Here is a 20,867-nt window from a genome sequence, read left to right as displayed (position 1 = left end):
GGGGGTATGTGACGGCTGACTCTAAAATGGGGCTAACCTTGAGCAATCTGCTTACCCCTCTCTCAACGTAGGCTGAGTGAAGTGCCAACAGGACCCCGACGAAATTCTGTGACCGTTAGGGTTTGCTTCATTTCACCAAACCTACCTCTGCCCCCGTTAAATCTCCCAAACGCCCCCAGAAATCAACCATGAGTGCATCGTTACTTTTCATTCAGAAGCTTAAGAATTCAGACAAATTTCCAGGTTATTTTGTAGCCAGTACCGCCCCCCACAACGTCGAAGACGACCCCCTCGATTACAGCACCTCATCCAACACCCCTATCTCTGCAACTCCCGAATCCCATGTTGAAGAGATGGCCAGCTATCTCAAAGAACACAAGGGCAATGCAGAAATCCTGGTTGTGATCCACGGCTATAACACCAACAAAGACTCCGTCAAAGAATGGTTTGATAGCATTCAAGAACACATTGCCCTCCACCACCCACGCCGATCTAAAGGCTTTGTGTTAATTGGCTATCGCTGGCCCTCCGAGCAGATTGTCCCCAGCGAGTTAACAAAATCAGGACAGAACAAACTAAAGGTCTTAAGCAGACAGCTAAAAAACTATAGAAACGCATTGCCTTTTGTGCCTGGACTGCTGCTTTTAGTGGGCTTTATAGGGTTGCTAATCAGCTTAGTATCCTGGTTTTTTGGTCTTTTTTCAACTGCTGCTCAGATTCCGGGTACAGTTCTATCTTTGATTGTTGCTGGCTTAGCAACGGCTGTTGCACTCTTATTCTTTGCGCCTATATTCACCATTATCCTGCTGCGGTTCGTTGTTTACTTTCGAGACAACTATCGGGCTAACAACTTTGGCACTCCAGACCTTGTAGAGCTGATGCGCCAAATTGACAATACCCTAACCAAAGATGTCCCCGAGTCAGAAAAAGACTGGGGCAAAAGCCGCATCAAGCTATCATTTATTGGCCACAGCATGGGGGGCTTTGTGGTCACCAATACCGTGCGAATTCTTTCGGATGTATTTGACTCAAGATCTGTCGGCACTATGAGCACAGCCGATCCCCAGAAAAAACCCTCGCCCGCTGTTGGCAATGTGTTTTGCCTCAGCCGTTTGGTACTAGTTTCACCGGATATTCCTGCCGAAACCATTATCTCTGGAAGGGCTAATTTTCTTCAGTCCTCCCTACGTCGATTTGAAGAGGCCTATCTGTTTAGTAATGAAGGCGATATGGCACTGCGTTTGGCCTCTACAGCGGCCAACTATTTTAGCTATCCCTCAAGAACTCAAGACGGCGGCTATCGCCTCGGCAATGTTACCGTTAGAAGCTCTGGAATAGAGATAAAAGAAGAGAGCAAAGAACAGTTTGAAGACTACGGCATTCTAGCGAGACTTCCTAATGGACTGTTAGTTAAACTACAGGATACGCTGACCAGCCAAGGGCACGTACAAAGCGCTATCTGTGGCGGACAGCTAGCAAAAGTTGAGGGCAACGCGATCGCCAACCTGCAAGGCGAGATGCTCACTTACTCTGAGCAAGGGGAAACGGCTCCTCTCTACGAGGTGCTGCACGATTTTCTTGAGCCCTACAATCTTCAAGCTAGCAAGATCGACTGTTTGCAGCAGGGGCAGATCGTTAAGCTCCCCAGTGGAGAGGTTGTTTCACTTCAAAACAAAGCTAATAGCTACTGGTATTTTGAAGCAGTTCAAGAAAATCATCTTTGCCGAGTTCAAGGTGACAAATTATTTGATTTTGACGACGATCAGTTCGTCATATTTGAGCGTGGGCATATCGCCAAAATCAAAGGCGAAAAACTAGAAATTCTTGACAAAGCCGAGGATCAATCCTGGGCCTCAGCCTATGGAGAACCCCTCAAGGTAAGCGGTGATCAGCTTACTGTGTTTAAAGACGGGAAATTTGTCAAATACCAACACCAAGAGGAGATTGCTGGAGAACCCCTAGCTATTGGGGGCAGGGTCTCTATCACCTGGCGTTTTCCCCTTGACTACCTCTACATCCGTGATAAAACTCCGCTATCTGAGCGTCAAAGAAGTGTTGCTCTAGCGCCTGGAGAGACCCCCATCGGTGAGCTGTTTAGCTTCTTTGACTGCACAGACTACATTGAGCCCAACGCAGATAGAAAACTCGTCGGCGTACTCAGCCACGCAAAACGGAAAAAATCTTTGAGCATTGGAGACTACTTTGCGTTGACCAAAGACTACTTTAGCGGACGCATTGATACCCACGGTGGATACTTCAATAACCTTGATCAACAGCGTCCCTACAAACCTGAGGCGATCTCCTCTAAGTTTGTTATCTATGGATTGGCCTGCGTGGGGTTTGAGAAGCTTTTAGATGAGCTGGGTGAGCAAACCGCCGTCCAGCAAGATCCGCATCTGACTACTCTCTACGCCCAGACTTTGAGTGATTTGACAGAGCAGAGCCCCAACTCCTCAGCAGAACAACGCAGGAGAATTGCCCTAACTCAAGTGCTGTCTAGCATTTGTCAGAAAAAGCAAATCCAAGTGCTGCTATCGAGAAAATGCTATGAGGAAAACGTTTTGGGGCTTGAATGAAAACCAGTAAACCTAGGACGGCTGTATTATGAGTACAGTCACACTTCGTTACATCTCTAACTATGGTTGCTGAACTGGTTTCCCTCTCGCTGGCGTCAATCGAAAAGCACACCTGGACTTGGCGGGGCTATGCGATCGCCTACACCGTCGCAGGCGAAGGAACACCCATCGTTCTCATCCACGGGTTTGGGGCCTCCCTCGGCCACTGGCGCAAAAACATTCCCGCTCTGGCGACGGCAGGGCACCGGGTTTATGCGATCGATCTGCTGGGGTTTGGCGATTCAGATCAGCCCGAAATACCCTACACCCTCGACCTCTGGCAAGACCTGCTGGCCGACTTCTGGGCTGAGTTCATCCGCACTCCTGCTGTCTACGTCGGCAACTCCATCGGCGGGCTGCTGACCCTGATGATGCTGGCCAATCACCCCGACAAAGCTAGGGCCGGGGCCGTGCTCAACTGCGCCGGGGGCCTCAACCACCGCCCTGAAGAACTCTACCCGCCGCTGAACTGGGTGATGGGAGCTTTTACCTGGCTGGTGAGTTCGCCCCGAGTGGGGCCACTGGTGTTTAACCAGGTGCGCCGCAAGGGTCGCATTCGCAACTCGCTCAAGCAGGTGTACCGCAACTCCGCCGCCATCACCGACGAGCTGATCGAGATGATCTACACCCCCGCCTGCAAACCCACGGCGCAGAAGGTGTTCGCTGCCATTGTCACCGCACCGCCAGGGCCAAAACCCGAGGAACTGCTGCCCAAGATTGCCCAACCGCTCCTGGTGCTCTGGGGTGAAAATGACCCCTGGACGCCCATTAAAGGCGCTGAGGTCTACCGCCGGCTAGCTGAAGATGTAGCTCGCCCCAGCCTAGTTACTTTTCACGGTATTGCCGACACCGGCCACTGCCCCCACGATGAGCGCCCCGAGGTGGTCAATCCGCTGCTGCTAAACTGGCTAAATACACTGCCCAAAGGTTAGCTGCAAAGCAAATCATAGGTTCAGTAGATCGCAAAGTCCCGGCTAGCCCACCCTGCGGGAAGCAAGCTACATCCCCTAGCCCCTCTCCCAGGGAGGAGAGGGGTGCGGGCTAGATCTTGTCAGGAAGGATTGTTTCCAATCCACTGAGGTTGGGTAAAACGAAATAAAACCCAACAACGGACTAGGGTTTGTTGGGTTCTGCTAGCGCGCCATCTAACCTACACCTGCCTAGCAATGCCCTATGCTCAATCATCAGAATTCCGTAATCTCCATGACTATTACTTGACCGATCGCCCCTACAGTGGGTTAAAACTCGATTAACTCTCACTGTCTGCCGTCGTTTCCTATCGTCACTGTCTATGTCCTCAGCTTCCCTTCAGGAGCGGCTCGATCGCTACTACCAGCAGGTCAAAACCGTGATTTTGTCGCGGCAGCACCCGGTTAGCGGCCTCTTGCCCGCCAGCACGGCAGTGAACGTCCACGGCAACTACACCGATGCCTGGGTGCGCGACAACGTCTACAGTATTTTGGCGGTGTGGGGGGTGGGCTTGGCCTACCGCCACCTCGACGACGACCGGGGCCGCACGGTGGAGCTAGAGCAGAGCGTCGTCAAGCTGATGCGCGGCCTACTCACGGCAATGCTGCGCCAGGCCAGAAAAGTTGAGCACTTTAAAGAACGACAGGATCCGCTTCAGGCGCTGCACGCCAAGTACGATACGGACACTGGACTACCGGTAGTAGGGGACGACGAGTGGGGTCACCTGCAAATCGACGCCACCTCAGTGTTTTTGCTCATGCTGGCTCAGATGACGGCCTCGGGGCTGCAAATCATCTACACCCAGGATGAAGTCAACTTTGTGCAGAACCTGGTCTATTACATTGGTCGCGCCTACCGTACCCCCGACTACGGCATCTGGGAACGGGGCAACAAAATGAACCACGGCAAGCCCGAGCTCAACGCCAGCTCTGTGGGCATGGCCAAGGCGGCTTTGGAGGCGCTGCGGGGATTTAACCTGTTTGGCATGCGTGGGGGGCAGTCCTCAACTATTCACGTGCTCACCGATGAGATTGCCCGCGCCCGCATTACCCTAGAGTCGCTGCTGCCCCGTGAGTCGGGGTCTAAGGAGATTGATGCGGCGCTGCTGAGCGTGGTGGGCTACCCGGCCTTTGCCATCGACGACGAGCAGCTGGCCCAAAAAACTCGGCAAAAAATTATCGACAAACTGCAAGGCCCCTACGGCTGCAAGCGGTTTTTGCGCGACGGTCACCAGACCGTGATTGAAGACACCAACCGACTGCACTATGAACCCGAGGAACTGCGGCAGTTTGAGCACATCGAGTGCGAGTGGCCGCTGTTTTTTACCTACCTGTGGCTAGACAGTTTGTTTGAGGGCGATCGCGACCAAATTCTCTTCTACCAAGAGCGCTTGGCGGCTCTCACCGTCGATCGCGACGGCCATGGCCTACTGCCCGAGCTCTATTATGTGCCCGAAGCCAGCCTGGCAGCAGAGCGCCAGAAGCCCGGCAGCCAGCTCCGTCTCCCCAACGACAACTTGCCTCTGGTTTGGGCCCAGAGCCTCTACCTACTGGGGCAGCTGCTTCAAGACGGGCTGCTCAAACCCAGCGATATTGACCCCCTAGGGCGGCACCGCGCCCTGGGCGATCACCGCTATCCCGTGGTGCAGGTGGCGCTGCTAGCCGAAGACAAGGCGCTGCAAACGGAGCTAGCCACCTACGGCCTGCCCACCCAAACCCTAGAAGAGATTGACCCGGTGCAGGTGTTTCCAGCCACCGAGCTGTCGTCGACCTACGCCGAAATTGGCAAGAACGACAAGCTCGACCTTAGTGGTCGCCCAGTGCGGCGGCTGCGCAGCCTGACCACCTCGCGAATTTTTCGCATCAAGGGCAAGTCGGTGGTGTTTTTGCCGTCGTTCTTAGATCAGCAGCGGTTTTATCTCACCCTCGACTACCACTTTCTGGTAGCCCAAATTCGCAGCGAGCTAGCCTACATCTACGACCACTGGCGCGAGCCAGGTCGACCCACGGTGACACTGCTGCTGACCCACGCCATGTTTGAGCTGGGTCACAAACCGATCTATGAGTCGCCGCTGATGGCGCTGATGCAAGAGCTGCAGGACGATCGCTGCGATCATGTCCCCGTCAAACTTGGCCCCCTGCATCAGCTGATGATGACTACCAGCCTTGAGCGGGTCGAAAACGTCAACGGCTACCAGCTGGGCAGCACCTCCGTGGGTTACACGCCCCTGTGGACAGCCTACTTGGGCTTTGAGCCCGATCGCGACGGCCCCCTATCGCTGCTCGAAGAATACACCCTAGAGAACGAAACCGACCTCGACAGTTTGCTCACCCGGCTGCGCCAGTCAAACAACATCTACGAGCAAATTGAGCTGCTCAGCACCCTCAAGCATTTGCACGGCAGCGGCTTTAACACTGGCTTTGGCGGCCCCAACCACGCGATCACTGTCGCAGACCTGCTGGATGAGGTCTATGCCAAGGCCAGCCAGCTAGAGCAGTGGGGCATCTTGCGCCGAGCAGCCGGGCTTTTAGAGAAGGCCGACATCACCCTGTCCGACGCGGTGACCGAGCTGCTGGTGCGCCAGAAGCAAATCTCCGTGGGCAAATCCTACAGCGAAGAATCGCTGATTAGTGAGCCCATGGGCCACAGCGAGATTGTCGATAAAATTCGCACCTTCTGTGGCGACGACGTGCGCGACCACGTGCTCACCCAGGAGGTGCTGATCGACCTCAGCATTCTGATCAAAGCCGAGCCTTCCCTCTTCAAAGGGCTGATGACCCTGCGGGTGGGCTATCTGCTGCTGCTGATTACCAGCGAGCTGGCCCGCGAGCGCGGCATTACTCAAGATGAGGCCTACGGTCAGCTGATCGACCTCAGCCCGTTTGAGCTGAAGACTCGCCTGCGCCAGGTATTGGCCGGGTTCGACGGGCTCAACCAGGCGATCTTTCGGCGGGAGTCGCTGCACGTTAAGCCCCATAACCCAATCAACTGGCAGGTGGTGCCCGACGACATCGAACCAGCCGCCGAAGAAGCCGAAGCGCCCACTTCCCACGACTGGTGGCGTAAGCGGGTAATTGACGGCGAAATCGCCCGCATCTCGGAGGAGTTTTACACCCAGGTCTGGGAGGTGCTGAAGCACTCCAAGGGCATTGTGATCGGCAATAAGTTTGACCGCAAGAACAGATTGGATAGCGATCGCATTCTCTCTGAAATGACCCCCGGCGAGCAAAACTTTGAGCGCCGCATCACCCACCTGCTAAACAAAATCCAGGCTCCTGAATACCGCCACGTCAACCTCGAAGCCCTGCGCGAAATGGGCGAAATCTTCAAGGTCAACCCCGACCTCTACTTTGAAGACCACATCTATCTCGATGTGCTAATTGGCCACGCCGTACGCCTCGGCTGGCTCGACCACCAGCCCGATCGCATCGCCGCCTACGAGTCTGACAAAGCCGCTGCCTGGCAGGCCTTCTACCAGCTGCCGCCGACCCAGTGCGCTACCTACATCGCCATGGCGCTACAGTTTCTCACCGTGCTGGGCGAAGCCGAAACAGGAGCTGAGGTGTTGGAAGAGGTGGCTTAGGAATAGAAATTCAATAGCATCCACCTTTTGTAGGTTAGGCATCCTGCCTGACCATGGACAGCCAAGATGGCTATCCCACAGTCCTGAATCCTTATGCCTTTGCTATGCCGCGCCCAGAAAGCGTCATGGCAAACCAGGCGGTCAGCAGCGTTAGCGCTCCAGCAATCCAAAACGGAAAGCTGTAGCTGACGCTGACCAGCAGCCCCGCTGTCGCCGGGCCGATCGCATTGGAAATGCTCAGATACGACGCGTTTAGCCCCATCACTTCCCCCTGTTCGCGCGGGCCGCTGTTGAGCGACAGCAGCGCATCGATCAGCGGCATGGGGAACGAGTTGACAGCGCTAAAGACGACTGCGATCGCCACAAACGCCACGATGTTGGGAAACGCGGGCATCAGCAAAAACAAAATTCCCCGCGCGGCCAACGCCCCCGCTAAAATCTGCACCAGACGAAACCGTCGCCGCAGCGGCTCTAGGGCAAACACCTGAGTTACAAAGCCAATCATCCCCACCGCTGCAAACATGATCGCCAGGTTGCGAGCGTCTTGCCCCAGCACCTTAAGAAAGAAGGGCTGAAACGCAAAGGTAAAGATCGTAAAGGTGAAGCCGCTAAAGAAGGTCAGCCAAAAAATGCGGCCAAAGCGTTTATCGGTGGCCGACCTGACCAGCCGACCAAAGCCGAAGTCCTGCCAGGAAAACTGAAACCTGCTGGAGCCGGTTGCCAGTGTTTCTGGCAATAGCACCAGGCAGAGCGCGGTAGCGAACAGGGCGATCGCCGCCGAAAACAAAAATCCCGTGCCTAGGCTAGTAAACCCCGGCAGCGGCGGCACCAGCTGTGCCACGTAGCTCAAGGGCGGCCCCACTACAAACCCCAGCCGAAACACCGCCCCAAAAATGCCGTAGGCCCGCGCCCGCTGCTCTGGCGTGGTGATATCGCTGACAATTGCCTGGGCGATGGAGGTATTGCCGCCCGTGATCCCATCGAGCAGCCGCGCCACAAACAGCATCCAGGCGACCGGGGCCAGCCCCGCCATCAGGTTTGCCGCCACCGTGCCCAGCAAGCTGACAATCAGCAGGGGCTTGCGGCCCATGCGATCGGAGAGCCGCCCCAAAATGGGGGTGGCAATAAACTGGGCTGCAGCATAAGCCGTAGTTAGCAAACTGGCCTGAAAATCGCTGAGGCCAAACTCCACCGCATAGGGGTAGATGAGCGGAATAATCAGCGTGAACCCTACCGCATTGATAAACGCCACCAACGCGGCAATCCAAAACCGCAGCGGCAGGCGCGAGGGGTCAGCTGAGGCCATAAAATTAGTCCATGAAAAACATTATTTTAGGGGTGGCGATCGCCCTGGGGCTGCCGGTAGTGGCCCTGGTGGGCACCTTCGCCTACATCAGCTCGCCCAACTGGAATGAGGCAGACTACGACGACCTGGTCACCTACGAGGCCTACCCTTCCGGCACTGCCAACCCTGAGCAGCTTAGCGTAGTCAGCTACAACATTGGCTACCTGTCGGGGCTGACGAACCAGCAGGCGGTCGAGCGCGACAAAGCGCTCTTTGATGACAACCAGGCCACTGCGATCGCTGCCCTAGAAACCCTCCAGCCCGACATTCTGGCGCTGCAAGAAATTGACTTTGACGCCTACCGATCGTTCAACCTCAACCAGCAGTATGCGGTTTCGGCGGCGCTGGAGATGGCCTTTGGGGCGATCGCCGTTAACTGGGACAAACGCTACGTGCCCTTTCCCTACTGGCCACCCCAGGCCCACTACAAACAAGTAATCTCCGGGCAGGCCGTGCTCAGCCGTTATCCCGTTCGCCGCAACGAACGCCTAGTGCTAGAGAAGGTGCCGACGAATCCGTTTTACTACAATGCGCTGTACCTCGATCGCGTTGCCCAAGTCACCGAAATCGACGTATCGGGCCAAACCCTGATCGTGATCAACGTTCACCTCGAAGCGTTTGACGCCCCGACCCGAATCCGCCAAACCAAAGTAGTACGGGATCTAGCCGAAGGCTACGCCGAGGACTACCCCGTGCTGCTGATAGGCGACTTTAACAGCAGCCTCAACCGTGACGAGGGCGATGATCCGCGATCGATTGGCATCCTGCTCGACTCCCCGGTGCTGGCATCGGCACTGCCCACAGCCCCGTCGTCGTTCACCTTTCCGTCTGACCAGCCCCAGTACGTCCTCGACTACATCTTCTACACCCCAGAAACCCTAGAGATGGTGTCTGCCGAAGTCGTTGCCGAGGCGGCTCAGGCATCGGACCATCTGCCCATCCAGGCTGAGGTGCGGTTGCGCTGATTCTATAAAAGAGGGTTCAGAAAGGATTCGATACTGCTAGATGAAGGTGACTCTAGCCTATGGCATTGCTTGACCACCTAGCCAGAATTTCTAAAGTTCGATATTGTGGAACAACTGTAGTTTGAAACGTGTTCACTTTAGGGTGACAAACCGCAAATCGTATTTTTCCCGGACTTTAAGCAATGAAACAGCTACAGCAATGGGTATTAGGGCTGCTACTGGTGACGCTGACGGCAGTGGGTCTGATTACTTTGCAACCTCGTGCTACGGCCCAAGATACCCCTACCCCCGCCACCTTAGAGTCAGCCGGGCTCACCCTAGAGGAACTGAGCGATGGCGTTTATGGGCTGATCGCTAGCGTAGACTTTCCGCCCGCCGACCCGGGCATGGCAATCTGCAATGGCGGCATCGTCATCGGCAGCGACGGGGTGCTGGTGGTCGATCCGTTTCAAACTGAAGCTTTAGGCGACCTGCTGTTTGAAACCGTGGCCACCCTCACCGATCTGCCGGTAAGGTACGTGGTCAACACCCACTACCACTTCGACCACACAGGGGGAAATCCAGCTGCTGCTAGCCGTCAGCTGCCGATTCTTGGGCGTGGTCCGATTCGCGAGTTCATGCTTACTCGCAACGGCGAGAATGACCCCAACCCCACACCGCCCGACGTGAGCATCAGCGGCACCTGGGATCTGTGGTTGAGCGATGGGCAAGAACCGGCAGAAAGCCAGCGCAGCGTGCAAATTCGCGAGTTTGAAGGTCACTCTGGCGGCACCGATGTTGTCGTCTACGTGCCCGATGCCAACGTGCTAATCGCGGGCGATTTGCTGTTCAACGAGAGCGTTCCCTATGTGTCCGACGGTAATATTCGCGCCTGGCAGGCTACCCTAGAGCAGCTCACGATTGACTACCCCACAGCTACGCTACTGCCAGGGCATGGTGCCGTCACAGATATCGAGGGTTTAGTTGCCTTCAAGAGCTACCTGGACAATCTAGTTACTCTGGCCGAGGGCTGGAAAGCCGCAGGCATCAGTAAGGAAGACGCATTAGCCACCCCCTTACCCACCCAGTACAGCAGCTTCCGGTTCCAGGCGCTATTTTCCGGCAATCTGGAAGCAGCCTACAACCAGATCACCTTGGGTCAGGACGATGCTGCCTCAATTCAGCAATACTTAGCGACGCAGCCAGAGGCTGTGAAGGCGCTTTAGGCCTGAATTCCTAAGGGAGTACTAGGGAGTCGCCGCTGCGACTCCCACTTGAGCACACATATCAGCTAGGGGGCAACGCCCACACTTGGGCCGATTGCCTGTGCAGATGTGCTTGCCAAAGGGCACCAGCAGCCGATTGATTTCAACCCAGTAGGGCTGCGGCAGTTTGGCTTCCAGGGCTGTCATTGTCTTTTCGGGCGATTTGGTTTGCACATAGCCCCAGCGATTAGTGACCCGGTGCACATGCACATCGACGCTGATGCAGGGGTGGCCCAATGCCACCCCCAGCGCTAAGTGGGCACACTTCGGCCCCACCCCTTTGAACTGCATCAGCACTTCGGGGTCGGCGGGCAGGTTGCCACCCCATTCAGCCAAAATTTGCTGAGAAACTTGGTAGATCTGTGGGGCCTTGTTCTCGGCGAAGGTAGACCCGTCGATGAGGGCCAAAATCTCTTCTACCTCTAGCCCTAGCATTTGCTCCGGCGATCGCGCCCGAGCAAACAACCGCTGCGCCACCACCACGCTCACCTCATCGTAGGTGCGAATGGAAATAATGCAGGCGACGAGCTGCTCGTAGAGCGAGTCAAAGCCCTCTTCCGCCAGTTGAAACATGGCAGCTTTGGGAAACGGGGCCACGGCCTTACGCAGCAGCGGGATCGCCCGGTCGATGTCAAATTCCTTGGCAGTCACTAGGCTACAGGTTGCAGGACTAATTGACAGAATCTTAGAGAAACTGCACTTAAGTAAGCTAACTGTGACAGGCTCAAATAGCTAGGGTTTAGGGTCTATGGTGTATGGTTCAAGTCCAGTCGTGAACCTTAAACCTTGAACCCTGTACCTCGCTAACCCATCACCTTTGGATTGGCAGACTACTAGCTCATCACCAAGGGGGCCATCAGCTCGGGGTCTTGAAACAGTGGCGTGCTCAGGTAGCGCTCGCCAAAGCTAGGCTGAATAATCACAATCAGCTTGCCGTCGTTTTCGGGGCGCATACCTACCTCCACGGCGGCCTTGACGGCGGCTCCGGTGGAAATGCCCGAGAGCAGGCCCTCTTCGCGGGCGAGGCGGCGACCGTAGGCGATCGCATCCTCATCGGCCACCTGCACCACTTCGTCAATCAAGGCTACGTTCAGCACCTCGGGCACAAACCCCGCCCCAATACCCTGGATTTTGTGGGAGCCGGGTCGCCCGCCTGAGAGCACTGGGCTGTTGATGGGTTCGACGGCGATCGCCTTGAATCCCGGCTTGCGCTGCTTCAGCACATCTGCCACGCCGGTAATCGTGCCGCCCGTGCCAACGCCCGCCACCAGAATGTCGGCTTGGCCATCGGTATCGGCCCAGATCTCTTCAGCGGTGGTGCGGCGGTGAATGTCGGGGTTGGCTGGGTTGCGAAACTGTTGCAACATATAGGCATCGGGCAGGCTGTCGAGAATATCCTGCGCCCGCTGAATGCAGCCCGACATTCCGGCTACGCCGGGGGTGAGCTCTAGCTCGGCCCCATAGGCCCGCAGCATGGCCCGCCGCTCGGAACTCATGGTTTCAGGCATGGTGAGAATCAGGCGGTAGCCTTTGGCCGCCGCCGCCATGGCCAGGGCAATGCCGGTGTTGCCCGAGGTGGGCTCGACCAGGGTGGTTTTGCCGGGGGTGATCAGCCCTTCGGCTTCAGCGGCTTCAATCATGTTGATGCCAATGCGGTCTTTAACAGAGGCAGAGGGGTTCATGCCCTCCAGCTTGATCACGAGCCGGGCCAAACAGCCTTCCTCTTGGGGAATGCGGTTGAGCTGCACCAGCGGGGTGCGGCCAATGAGTTGAGTCACGTTTTCGGCAATTCGCATGGGCCTGGCCTAGATGTAATACATAATGTCGACTTGCTGTTGGGCGTTGCGCTTTTCGACCATGTCTTGCAGGGTGTACTTTTGCAGCACCCCCTCGGCGGCTTGGCGCACCTCTCCCCACACGCCCTGAATAACCTGCGCTTCTGGCGTGTTAGACACCTGGGTGGGGTCGGCCTGGGGCTCAAACCCTTCTATGCAGCTCACCACATCATAGAGGGTAATCTTCCACGGATCACGGGCCAGCAGATAGCCCCCCCGTGCCCCGCGCTGGCTCTTGACTAGGCCCGCCCGGCGCAGGGTGGCCAGCAGTTGCTCTAGATAGCGATCGGGAATATTCTGCTGGCTAGCAATCTGCCGAATTTGCAGCGGCTCGCCGCTGGCATAGTGGGGGCTCAGCTCTAGCAGCGCTAGCAGCGCGTATTCACTTTTAGAAGACAAATCCACAGGGAAGCGGGGTAAAGAGCGATACGTTCTATTATACTCCGGTTCTCCACTGGGGTTTGCAGGATTATGCGATCGCGAAAAAACTGCGGGATTTGTATTGGGCTTCACTAAACGTCACAGGGCTTCGGGGTACTGTTCTAGGATGCGGAAGGTGTTCTGGGATACATAGATATAGAGGCGATCGCGTTCTCGCTGCCGGCCGTCGCTCCAGCGTCATCCCTCCCAGTCACGTTTTCAGCACCGCAGGCAAACCTCTGGCAGGCCCTTTCCCATGAGCCCACTGAACCTGGTTGTGGATCAACTCGTTGGCCCCGCGGCCTCAACCCAGTCTTCGTTAGCCCCTGCCCCAACACCCCTAGAAGGCCTAGCCGACTTTCTTGAAATTCTGCAATTTCTAATTCGCGAACCCTCGGTGGTCGGCAGCGAAGACTCGTTCTTTCGAGTGCTGCGGCGCGAACTAGATGAAGTGGGGGCTGAGGTCAGCTACTATCATGGCGTGCTGGTGGCCCAAGGTCGCCGCCCCCACGACCTGATGCTGTCGGCCCACATCGATCGCCACGGGCTGCTCTGCACCGGCCCCAACGAGTTTCAGTACGCCGCCTTCATTGCGGGCAACCAGAGTGAGTTAACCGGCGACTCGGTGTCTGAACAAATGCTCCACACCATTGAGAACCGCTTTCAGGGGCAGCGGGTGCAGGCTCACCTACCCTACACCGGCACCTACATCGGCCAGGGGATCATCACCAACTCCTACATTTGCCCCGAGCGCAAGAACCTGATTTTTGAGGTCGATGGGCTCGACTACCTTCAGCCCGGTACCCCGATTTCATTCTTAGATCGTCTGCAATTTAAGGATGGTTACATTTCGGCTCAGCTCGACAACGTGATCAGCGCCGCTATCATCATTTTTTTATTTCGCTGCGGGTTCGAGGGCACGGCCCTATTCACCGCCCAGGAAGAGTCGGGCCGCAGCTGGCGCTATGCCCTTTCGTGGTTTCAGCGGCAGCGCATCGCAACTCAGCGGTTGGTGGCCCTCGACACCAGCCCCTACCACAGCCGCGAAGCCGCCGACCAACAGCTCGTCACCCTGCGCCGTAAAGACGCCAGCGCCGATTTTGCCGCTGCTACGACCCAAGAGCTAGCCGATCGCTGCACCCAGCTCGACATTTCCTACAGCTATAAAGACGACTACATCGCCGCCCAAAACCTGGGCCGCCCAAAACCTTACTCCCTGGGCCGCACCGAGATGGGTCGCCTCACCGCCGCTACAGAAGGATCAGTGACCGGCACCACGCTGCAAATTCCTACCACTGAGTACCACACCGCGACGGAGACGGCATCGCTGGCCTCGGTCGCAGCGGTAATTCGCCTATTGCAGACCTATCTGGACTGATGCTATCGGCAGAGGGCAATAGGGCCAGACCTCTAGTTGGCAGGGTTTTCGGTGTCAATACCAAGGGAAAGTTGGTAGATGTTTTTCTTCGATTGCCCCGTCGCTTTAGCCAGTTGACGGCTGGCATCGGCGCGAGACATGCCCGTATTTAACAAACGTTCTAGCTCGGCTTTGATGGCTTGCTCAGACAGTACCGGAACCGCATGGGTCGCCCCCTGGATAACAACGGTAAATTCGCCCTTTGGGGCTTCGCTCTGATAGTGAGCTAAGGCGCTGCCTAGGGTGCCGCGCCAAAATTCTTCAAAACGTTTGGTCAGCTCGCGGCCTAGAGTGACGGGGCGATCGCCCCCCAAAGCCGCTACCAAATCCTCAAGGGTTTTGAGCAGCTTATGGGGTGCTTCGTAGAGCACAATGGTGCGATCTTCTTGGCCGATGGCCTCTAACCGCGCGGTTCTCTCCTTACCCTTGAGGGGCAGAAAGCCCTCAAAAACGAAGCGATCGCTGGGCAACCCTGCCACGCACAGCGCCGTAATTGCCGCCGTTGGTCCTGGAATTGGCACCACGGGAATATCAGCCTCCACGCAGGCTGCGATCAGTTCATAGCCGGGGTCAGAAATGCCTGGCATCCCCGCATCTGACACTAGGGCGACGGCGTGCTGCCGCGCTTGCAGGTGGTGCAGCACCTCGCCGATGCGGCTATGGCGGTTGTGCTCGTGGTAGCTGATCTGCGGCGTAGTGATCTGAAAATGCTGGAGCAGCTTGCCTGTGTGGCGAGTGTCTTCGGCAGCGATTAAATCAACCGACTGCAACATTCGCACCGCTCGGAAAGTCATATCTTCGAGATTGCCCAAAGGCGTGCCCACCACGTAGAGATGGCCAGGTTTAGGGTCAGAGTCGGGGGCCGGGGGCATGGGCAGAGAGAGGTGGGTCTAAAAGGTTAGTGTAGCGTTGGCAGGTGAGCAAGTTTCTGCATTCGCGCCTAGGGCCAGGGCAGAACACCATCCCCAGAGCAATGCTCAAAGAGCCGCCCTCGAAGTGACGGTGGAGACCTGCCCGCAAGGCGATCGCCCTATCCTATCCATGGGCCATACTAAACAGCAGTGGTTGAGTCAGTACAAGGGAGAGTCGTGATGGGACAACTTAAAACCTGGGCCTTAATACTAGGAGCAGCGGCCCTGACCGTTGGCCTATCTCCTGCCCTGGCGCAGGCTCCAGACCAACTGGTAGCGGCTGAGGCCGCCCCCGCCGCCGAGGCTCCCCCGGTTTTAGAAACCGCCAGCTACGCAGATTTATTCTCTATTGCGTTTCCGGCCGGGTGGCAGGTGAGTGAGCAAGCCGATGCCCCCCAACTCGTCGCTGATAGCGCCGGAGCCAGCGGCAGCCTGCCCGCCATGCGCACCGAGGTCACCTGGCAGGAGGCACCTCCCCGCGAGGTCGTGGGCGAGTCGCTAGAGTCTTTGCGCGCCAATGGCTACACCGTCACCCGCTACGATGCCGTCACCATCGACGGAGTCACCGCCGTGCGCCTCTGGATTAGCGGCATTCCTGATGCGTTGCCCAACGCATTCATCACCTACGTGGGCTACCCTACCGCAACCGCCACCATTACCAGCTACTACGGCGACACCACCGACGATATCGACCCGGTGTTGAATGCGATTCACCAGTCGTTTGCGCGATCGCAAGCCACCAGCGCGACTCCCCAAGTCAACTAAGAGAGGATAAAAGGTTCAGGGTGCAAGGTATAAGGGTTAGGGCGTAACCTCGATCGCAACTCTTACTCCCTGAACCCTAAACCTGAAACCCTTAGACCCCACATCACAATGCTTAACGCTGGCAGGGCACACTAACCCATACCCTGGGTTTTGGGATGTATTGCCCTTCGATCGCCGCTAGCCGTGCAGTGTTATGCAAATTGATTTTCACCACGGGGTTACCTACGTGTGCGCCCGGTTGGCCGGTTTTGAGCACCAAGAGGCCGACATTGTGGCCCACAGCGCTCAGTATGTTGACGACTCTACCCAAGCGGGGCTGATTCGCTTCGACAACGGCGCGATGTTCGATCGCATCAGCTCGGCCCACAAAATGCTCGACTACCGCAACTTCAAAGAACTGGCGAATTGCAAGGTGTGGATCCCTTTTCACTTTTTGCCGGGCAACGGCGGTCTACCGGCTGGCCAAGACCCACCGGGCACCTTTATTGAAAAACTGATCTGCCGACCCAATAGCCCCGTCGCCCAAACCATGGTGCGTGAGTGTATTGAGCAGCGCTACCGCAGCTATGGTTTGCACCGCCTGGGCATTACCCTGCACGTGTTTGCCGATACCTGGGCTCACCAGGGCTTTGCGGGGGTCAGCCACGAAATCAACAGCGCCCGTGACCTGGTTGACGGCAACGACAGGCCCGATCAAAGCTTGATGAATCGACTCAAGGGCTTTTTCATTGGCGGAGCGCTGCCTTTGGGCCACGGCACGGTGCTGAGCAACCCCGATAAACCTTACCTGCGCTGGGGCTACACCAACGGTCGGGGCGAAAAAATCAGCCGCGACAACCCCAAAGACTATCTGGCAGCGGCTAATGAACTCTGCAAAGCCATGCAGCGCTACCGATTGGGGAATGCCGATGCCGATGTGCCAGGGCTGCCAGCGGCCGACAAGGACAAAATCGCGATGCTGTTTGAAACCACTCTAGGAGAGGGCGACTGTCGTCACCGCCAGTGGATAGACCACATTGCCCAGGGTTCCTTTAGCTTTGGCCCTGCCCAGGTGAGCTATATCGCTAATGGCTACGGCTCGTGGAAACACAAGGCTTTGGGTATTGTCGGCGAGGGCGATGGTCAAAGACCGGCCTTAGGCCATCGCATAGAGTCTCGCCTGCCCTACTCGCCCCAGTTTTTAGACAGCAACTGGAAGCTTTTTCACGATGCGCTGCGAGCTCACCACTTTTATGTCATCCATGATTTGCTGCCTCAGTACGGTATCTGTGTGGCTTAGAGGTGGGGGAGATAAGGGAGGTAAGGAGGGAGAGGGAGAGGGTTAGCTGTCGGCAATTATTAGATAATTTCGAGGGCTGGAGCTTTTAGTTTTCCTGCGAAAAGGAGCCTAAGATAGGGGGGCAGGCTATGCTAAGCCTTGGTTCATCACGCCTACAACAAGCTTCCCGTGGTTTCTCCCGTTATTTCTCGACCCGCTCTAAATGTTTCACCGCCGCCGTCGCCGCGCCCTAGGTCAGCGCTTCTGCGTCAGGGGTGGCGGCTGTCGCTGCCGTGGTCGAAAAACAGCGCTGAGGGGCGATCGCTGCTGCTCAAGCATCCTCAGATGTGGGGCTTGGGCTTGGGTAGCTTGGCCCTGGGCCTGGTCAACGGTGCCTTGGTCATCTCGGCGGGGATCGGGCTGGTGGCCTATCAACAGATTTTGCAGCTCTCGCCGCGTCAGCGCAAGGGGTTGATGCAGCGTCTTCAGCAGGGGCTACCGCTGCCGTCTACCCCACAGCAGCAGGCGTTGATGTTGGGTTTGGTCACGGGAGTTAGCACTTATACCTTTACCGCCCTGTGGCACAATACCCACTCGCTGCTGATGGCGCTGCTGCTCACCGGACAGGGAGCGCTAGCACTGTTTGCGGTGGGGGCACTGCTGCGATCGTCTCGTTCGACCGAGCGCAGCGATGATTTGTGGGATGCTGCCCCCGTAACTCAGGTGGATCACAATTTGGGTCTGCTGAGCCACCCTGACCCGCTAAAGCGTCTGGTGGCCGTACGACGGTTGGTACGCCTGGCCCAGGGCAATGAAGAGTATCTGGTGGGAATGTCGGTGCGATCGCACCTGCTCGACTGCTTTCAAATCCGGCTGGGCCAAGAGAGCGATGCGATCGTGCGATCGGCCCTAGAAGAGGGGCAGAGCTTACTGCGATCGGCCAAACCACTACCGCCAAGTTCCTCCGCTGCCTTCGTTGTAGACTTTGCATCCGACGCTGCCGAGCTGAAACAGCCAGAATTAGAGCCGCAGTTTGTTGCAGCACCAGACATTTCAGAATCTCTCAAGCCCTCAGAATTGGGGCATTTGGAAGCATCACCAGAGCAAATCGGCCTGGAGCAGCATTCAAGTAGCGCCTTAGAAAAAACGCCAGAGGCATCTACCACCACACCGACTCGTGCGTCTGAATCTGCTCCCAAGGGACGGCGCACTGTTGAATACGTGGAATACTTAGACATTTAAACTCTAGAAATCTGCGCTATGGATCGCTTCACCGTTGAGGTCATTTCCCAGACCCCAAACCCTCAACAGACCATGTATGCCGCCATGCACCAAGACTACGCTGAGGGCTTTGTGGCGCACGATCGCGCGCAATGGCCCAGCGAGGAGCGCTGCGGCGAAATCTTAGTCACCAGTCTGCTCAAGGGCGGACGGGGTCACTACGGCCCACTAGAGCACCCGCAGATTGTGTTTAACGTCGGCTGGTTTCCCCACAGCACCATGCAGCAGATCCGTACTCATCGGGTCGGCGTTTCGTTCGATGTACAGAGTTTTCGATATACCGGGCAGCGCATTCTCGACGTGGTAGACGGCAAACGCGAGGTGGAAGAAGTCTTCTACCTGCGACCCCTGGGCTACTACACCGATCGCCAGGGCAAGAAGTACGAATACACCCCTGAAGCTCGCCAGCAGGATGTTGACTGGTGCCTGGAAGCCAGCCGTCGCTACAAGACCCGTATTGACCAGGGCTTTGCCGAAGAGCACGCTCGGGGGCTGATTCCCTTTGATATTCGTCAGCACTGGGTGATGTCGGCCAATGTGCGATCGGTAATGCACCTGCTCGACCTACGCTGGAAGGCCGACGCCCAACTCGAGGCGCAGAAGATGTGCGAAGAGATCTGGCCCCACTTTGCCGCTTGGGTACCGGCGATCGCCGCTTGGTATGAAGAGAACCGCCTCAAAAAGGCCCGCTTAGCCCCGTAAAGTCCATGACGCAAGAAAGGGGGAGACAGCCTTGTCTCCCCCTTTCTTGCGTGTTTTTCGACTTCTGGCCGAGAACTCCGGCTACTCAGCTCTAGCGATATCTAAAGTTGCGATAGACCAAGCGAGAGTTGAGCCCGCGGCCCCGCAAGAAATTGACTACCGCACTGGCGTCGTTGCGATCGCTGCACTCCGCCGCACTGATAAATCGACCCTGGGGCGCATCCTCAAAGCGAGGGTTGATGACGCAGGTCAAACCACCTACACCCTGGCTGCTGCCACTAGGTAGCACCTGGCGCACCCGCTGGAGTTCATTGTCACCACCAAAGACGGCAGCCACAAAAGGCTCTAGGCCAGCCCCATCGGGCACGGTGGCGCCGCTGCCAAAACAAGCGGGGCGATCGGCCTGGGGAATATTAGTGATCAGAGGCGCAGAGTTGACTCTAGGTTCTGACAGTAGCACCCCGCCGTTGGCGGCAATCACCTCCAGCCGTGCCTGTCCATCACCGCTGACTCGAACGAAGTAGCGGGCCGCAGCACCGCCATAACTTTGACCGCCAAAGTAGTTGACCCAGCATCGGTAGGGGGCAATCTCAGTGGCTTCTGCGGTGGCAGTCAGACCATTGACCAGCGGCTGACCAGAGACTCTGTTGTAGACATTCAGCTTGGTTACGCCGTTGTCGTTAAACACCCGAACCGAGTGATTTTGGGTATCAAAGCCCACAAGCGTGCGGTTGAGCAGGTCGCCCTGTCCAGGGTTAGGGTTAGGGCCAGGGTTAGGGTTAGCTCCGGGAAGGAAGAAGTCTCGAACGCTGGTGCTGTTTTGGCTCAGCAATATGGCACTGGTGGAGACCTCAACGATTTCGAGGCGGGCCTGGTTGTTTCTTAGGTTGCCACTAGCCCGGTAGACAACGTTGCGGCCTCCGCGCGAGCCAAAGCTGTCATAGCTTATCCAGTCGCTACTGATAATTCCGTCGCGGCGGGTAACAGGAGCATTGAGTTGTTCAGACTGCCGAGTTTCTCTGTTGTAGACATTCATCCGCAGGGTTTGAGAATTCCTGGGAAAGACGCTAATGGTAAAGGTAGAGGTTTCAAAGTAGAGGGTGGCGTTGCCCGAGGTGTTCGGTTCCTGGGCCATCAACACTTCCAATCCAGCTTCGGCATCAGTGTTGGGCGTTAGCGCTGTGGGCTGAGCCGCACCGTACCCTGGCACCGATAGGCCAGTGACCAGAAAGACCGAGGTAATAAACAGCGCAAGCGACTTAAACAGCCGCTTTGACCAGCGGCTAAGGGGGACGTTGGGCCAGACTGGTTTCATGGAAATTAGCTCCCTATACTCCTCACTCGAGAAACCCGTTAGGCGACCAATTCGGGAACGTGTGGGTATAGAACCCCGGTTTCTCTGCAAATACGGCTGTAATTTTAGCTAACTTTCCCTAAAGCGCTCCTTATTTTTTGCTGCCCTCCAAAGCGCTGTGGTTCGCCCTGATCAGGCTAGGTCTAAATTCAATTGTCTCAGCTTAAAAAGAGGCGCCTCTACCAGAAAAACCGTTATTTTTC

Annotated in this window: 16 protein-coding genes; 10 read left to right on the top strand and 6 right to left on the bottom strand. The window is 56.7% G+C overall.

Translation table 11 applies throughout. From position 1 onward, the window contains the following. The first annotated feature begins 188 nt into the window (after window positions 1-188). The 3 genes from H6F59_RS05075 (at window position 189) to H6F59_RS05065 (ending at window position 7,167) form a co-directional block, all read left to right on the top strand. Window positions 189-2,576 (top strand): alpha/beta hydrolase, encoded by a 2,388-nt coding sequence (locus tag H6F59_RS05075; RefSeq protein WP_190695974.1) that lies wholly within the window; start codon window positions 189-191, stop codon window positions 2,574-2,576. 62 nt (window positions 2,577-2,638) lie between these two features. After that, window positions 2,639-3,547, top strand: coding sequence for an alpha/beta fold hydrolase (locus tag H6F59_RS05070; RefSeq protein ID WP_190695971.1), 909 nt, complete (start codon window positions 2,639-2,641; stop codon window positions 3,545-3,547). Window positions 3,548-3,906: 359 nt separating this feature from the next. Further along, the gene (locus tag H6F59_RS05065; protein WP_190695969.1) at window positions 3,907-7,167 is read left to right on the top strand and encodes a glycoside hydrolase family 15 protein; all 3,261 of its coding nucleotides are present in this window, start codon (window positions 3,907-3,909) and stop codon (window positions 7,165-7,167) included. A 91-nt stretch (window positions 7,168-7,258) separates the two neighbouring features. Here H6F59_RS05065 and H6F59_RS05060 read toward each other — a convergent pair whose 3' ends face one another. After that, a complete protein-coding gene (locus H6F59_RS05060) occupies window positions 7,259-8,473 on the bottom strand; it encodes an MFS transporter (RefSeq protein ID WP_190695967.1) in 1,215 nt (404 codons plus the stop codon). Between the two features lie 11 nt (window positions 8,474-8,484). Between H6F59_RS05060 and H6F59_RS05055 the strand changes: the two genes are divergently transcribed. Together H6F59_RS05055 and H6F59_RS05050 are read left to right on the top strand one after the other, a co-directional pair. Further along, window positions 8,485-9,477, top strand: a complete 993-nt coding sequence (locus tag H6F59_RS05055) for an endonuclease/exonuclease/phosphatase family protein (protein ID WP_190695966.1) — start codon at window positions 8,485-8,487, stop codon at window positions 9,475-9,477. A 182-nt stretch (window positions 9,478-9,659) separates the two neighbouring features. Continuing rightward, on the top strand, window positions 9,660-10,682 hold the full coding sequence (locus H6F59_RS05050; protein WP_190695964.1) for an MBL fold metallo-hydrolase: 1,023 nt from the start codon (window positions 9,660-9,662) through the stop codon (window positions 10,680-10,682). 21 nt (window positions 10,683-10,703) lie between these two features. Here the strand turns inward: H6F59_RS05050 and nth are convergent, their stop codons facing one another. The 3 genes from nth to H6F59_RS05035 all read right to left on the bottom strand — a co-directional run bounded on the left by nth (window position 10,704) and on the right by H6F59_RS05035 (window position 12,961). Beyond that, on the bottom strand, window positions 10,704-11,372 hold the full coding sequence (gene nth, locus H6F59_RS05045) for an endonuclease III (RefSeq protein ID WP_190695962.1): 669 nt from the start codon (window positions 11,370-11,372) through the stop codon (window positions 10,704-10,706). Window positions 11,373-11,554: 182 nt separating this feature from the next. Then, window positions 11,555-12,517 carry a cysteine synthase A gene (gene cysK / locus H6F59_RS05040; RefSeq protein WP_190695960.1) on the bottom strand — a complete coding sequence of 321 codons (963 nt, stop codon included), beginning with the start codon at window positions 12,515-12,517 and terminating at the stop codon, window positions 11,555-11,557. A 9-nt stretch (window positions 12,518-12,526) separates the two neighbouring features. Beyond that, window positions 12,527-12,961, bottom strand: coding sequence for an Rrf2 family transcriptional regulator (locus H6F59_RS05035; RefSeq protein WP_190522099.1), 435 nt, complete (start codon window positions 12,959-12,961; stop codon window positions 12,527-12,529). Window positions 12,962-13,232: 271 nt separating this feature from the next. On the opposite strand from H6F59_RS05035, the gene H6F59_RS05030 reads away from it, so the two are divergent. Beyond that, a complete protein-coding gene (locus H6F59_RS05030; RefSeq protein ID WP_199325608.1) occupies window positions 13,233-14,354 on the top strand; it encodes a peptidase M42 in 1,122 nt (373 codons plus the stop codon). A gap of 32 nt (window positions 14,355-14,386) precedes the next feature. On the opposite strand, the gene rsmI is transcribed toward H6F59_RS05030, so the two are convergent. Then, window positions 14,387-15,265 carry a 16S rRNA (cytidine(1402)-2'-O)-methyltransferase gene (rsmI, locus tag H6F59_RS05025; protein ID WP_190695957.1) on the bottom strand — a complete coding sequence of 293 codons (879 nt, stop codon included), beginning with the start codon at window positions 15,263-15,265 and terminating at the stop codon, window positions 14,387-14,389. Between the two features lie 219 nt (window positions 15,266-15,484). Here rsmI and H6F59_RS05020 point away from each other — a divergent pair, with 219 nt between their 5' ends. The 4 genes from H6F59_RS05020 (at window position 15,485) to thyX (ending at window position 19,310) form a co-directional block, all read left to right on the top strand. Continuing rightward, window positions 15,485-16,069, top strand: a complete 585-nt coding sequence (locus tag H6F59_RS05020) for a hypothetical protein (RefSeq protein ID WP_190695954.1) — start codon at window positions 15,485-15,487, stop codon at window positions 16,067-16,069. A 193-nt stretch (window positions 16,070-16,262) separates the two neighbouring features. After that, window positions 16,263-17,348, top strand: a complete 1,086-nt coding sequence (locus H6F59_RS05015; protein WP_190695951.1) for a DUF6765 family protein — start codon at window positions 16,263-16,265, stop codon at window positions 17,346-17,348. A 168-nt stretch (window positions 17,349-17,516) separates the two neighbouring features. Then, a complete protein-coding gene (locus H6F59_RS05010; RefSeq protein ID WP_190695948.1) occupies window positions 17,517-18,569 on the top strand; it encodes a hypothetical protein in 1,053 nt (350 codons plus the stop codon). A gap of 18 nt (window positions 18,570-18,587) precedes the next feature. Continuing rightward, entirely contained in the window at window positions 18,588-19,310 is a 723-nt protein-coding gene (gene thyX / locus H6F59_RS05005) for an FAD-dependent thymidylate synthase (protein WP_190695944.1), read from the top strand. A gap of 91 nt (window positions 19,311-19,401) precedes the next feature. On the opposite strand, the gene H6F59_RS05000 is transcribed toward thyX, so the two are convergent. Continuing rightward, window positions 19,402-20,625 carry a hypothetical protein gene (locus H6F59_RS05000; protein WP_190522085.1) on the bottom strand — a complete coding sequence of 408 codons (1,224 nt, stop codon included), beginning with the start codon at window positions 20,623-20,625 and terminating at the stop codon, window positions 19,402-19,404. Window positions 20,626-20,867: the final 242 nt, after the last annotated feature.

This window comes from Nodosilinea sp. FACHB-141 (genome assembly GCF_014696135.1).
Lineage (GTDB): Bacteria > Cyanobacteriota > Cyanobacteriia > Phormidesmidales > Phormidesmidaceae > Nodosilinea.
The sequence above is the reverse complement of the archived record's forward strand: the minus strand, read 5'-3'. Positions and strand labels throughout refer to the sequence as shown.

What these genes read in the sequence shown, in the direction of transcription:
- rsmI (WP_190695957.1), bottom strand. Translation starts at nt 15,265, where the DNA reads ATGCCCCCGGCCCCCGACTCTGACCCTAAACCTGGCCATCTCTACGTG.
- H6F59_RS05070 (WP_190695971.1), top strand. Translation starts at nt 2,639, where the DNA reads ATGGTTGCTGAACTGGTTTCCCTCTCGCTGGCGTCAATCGAAAAGCAC.
- H6F59_RS05015 (WP_190695951.1), top strand. Translation starts at nt 16,263, where the DNA reads ATGCAAATTGATTTTCACCACGGGGTTACCTACGTGTGCGCCCGGTTG.
- H6F59_RS05055 (WP_190695966.1), top strand. Translation starts at nt 8,485, where the DNA reads ATGAAAAACATTATTTTAGGGGTGGCGATCGCCCTGGGGCTGCCGGTA.
- H6F59_RS05050 (WP_190695964.1), top strand. Translation starts at nt 9,660, where the DNA reads ATGAAACAGCTACAGCAATGGGTATTAGGGCTGCTACTGGTGACGCTG.
- cysK (WP_190695960.1), bottom strand. Translation starts at nt 12,517, where the DNA reads ATGCGAATTGCCGAAAACGTGACTCAACTCATTGGCCGCACCCCGCTG.
- thyX (WP_190695944.1), top strand. Translation starts at nt 18,588, where the DNA reads ATGGATCGCTTCACCGTTGAGGTCATTTCCCAGACCCCAAACCCTCAA.
- H6F59_RS05065 (WP_190695969.1), top strand. Translation starts at nt 3,907, where the DNA reads ATGTCCTCAGCTTCCCTTCAGGAGCGGCTCGATCGCTACTACCAGCAG.
- H6F59_RS05030 (WP_199325608.1), top strand. Translation starts at nt 13,233, where the DNA reads ATGAGCCCACTGAACCTGGTTGTGGATCAACTCGTTGGCCCCGCGGCC.
- H6F59_RS05075 (WP_190695974.1), top strand. Translation starts at nt 189, where the DNA reads ATGAGTGCATCGTTACTTTTCATTCAGAAGCTTAAGAATTCAGACAAA.
- H6F59_RS05060 (WP_190695967.1), bottom strand. Translation starts at nt 8,473, where the DNA reads ATGGCCTCAGCTGACCCCTCGCGCCTGCCGCTGCGGTTTTGGATTGCC.
- H6F59_RS05000 (WP_190522085.1), bottom strand. Translation starts at nt 20,625, where the DNA reads ATGAAACCAGTCTGGCCCAACGTCCCCCTTAGCCGCTGGTCAAAGCGG.
- H6F59_RS05020 (WP_190695954.1), top strand. Translation starts at nt 15,485, where the DNA reads ATGGGACAACTTAAAACCTGGGCCTTAATACTAGGAGCAGCGGCCCTG.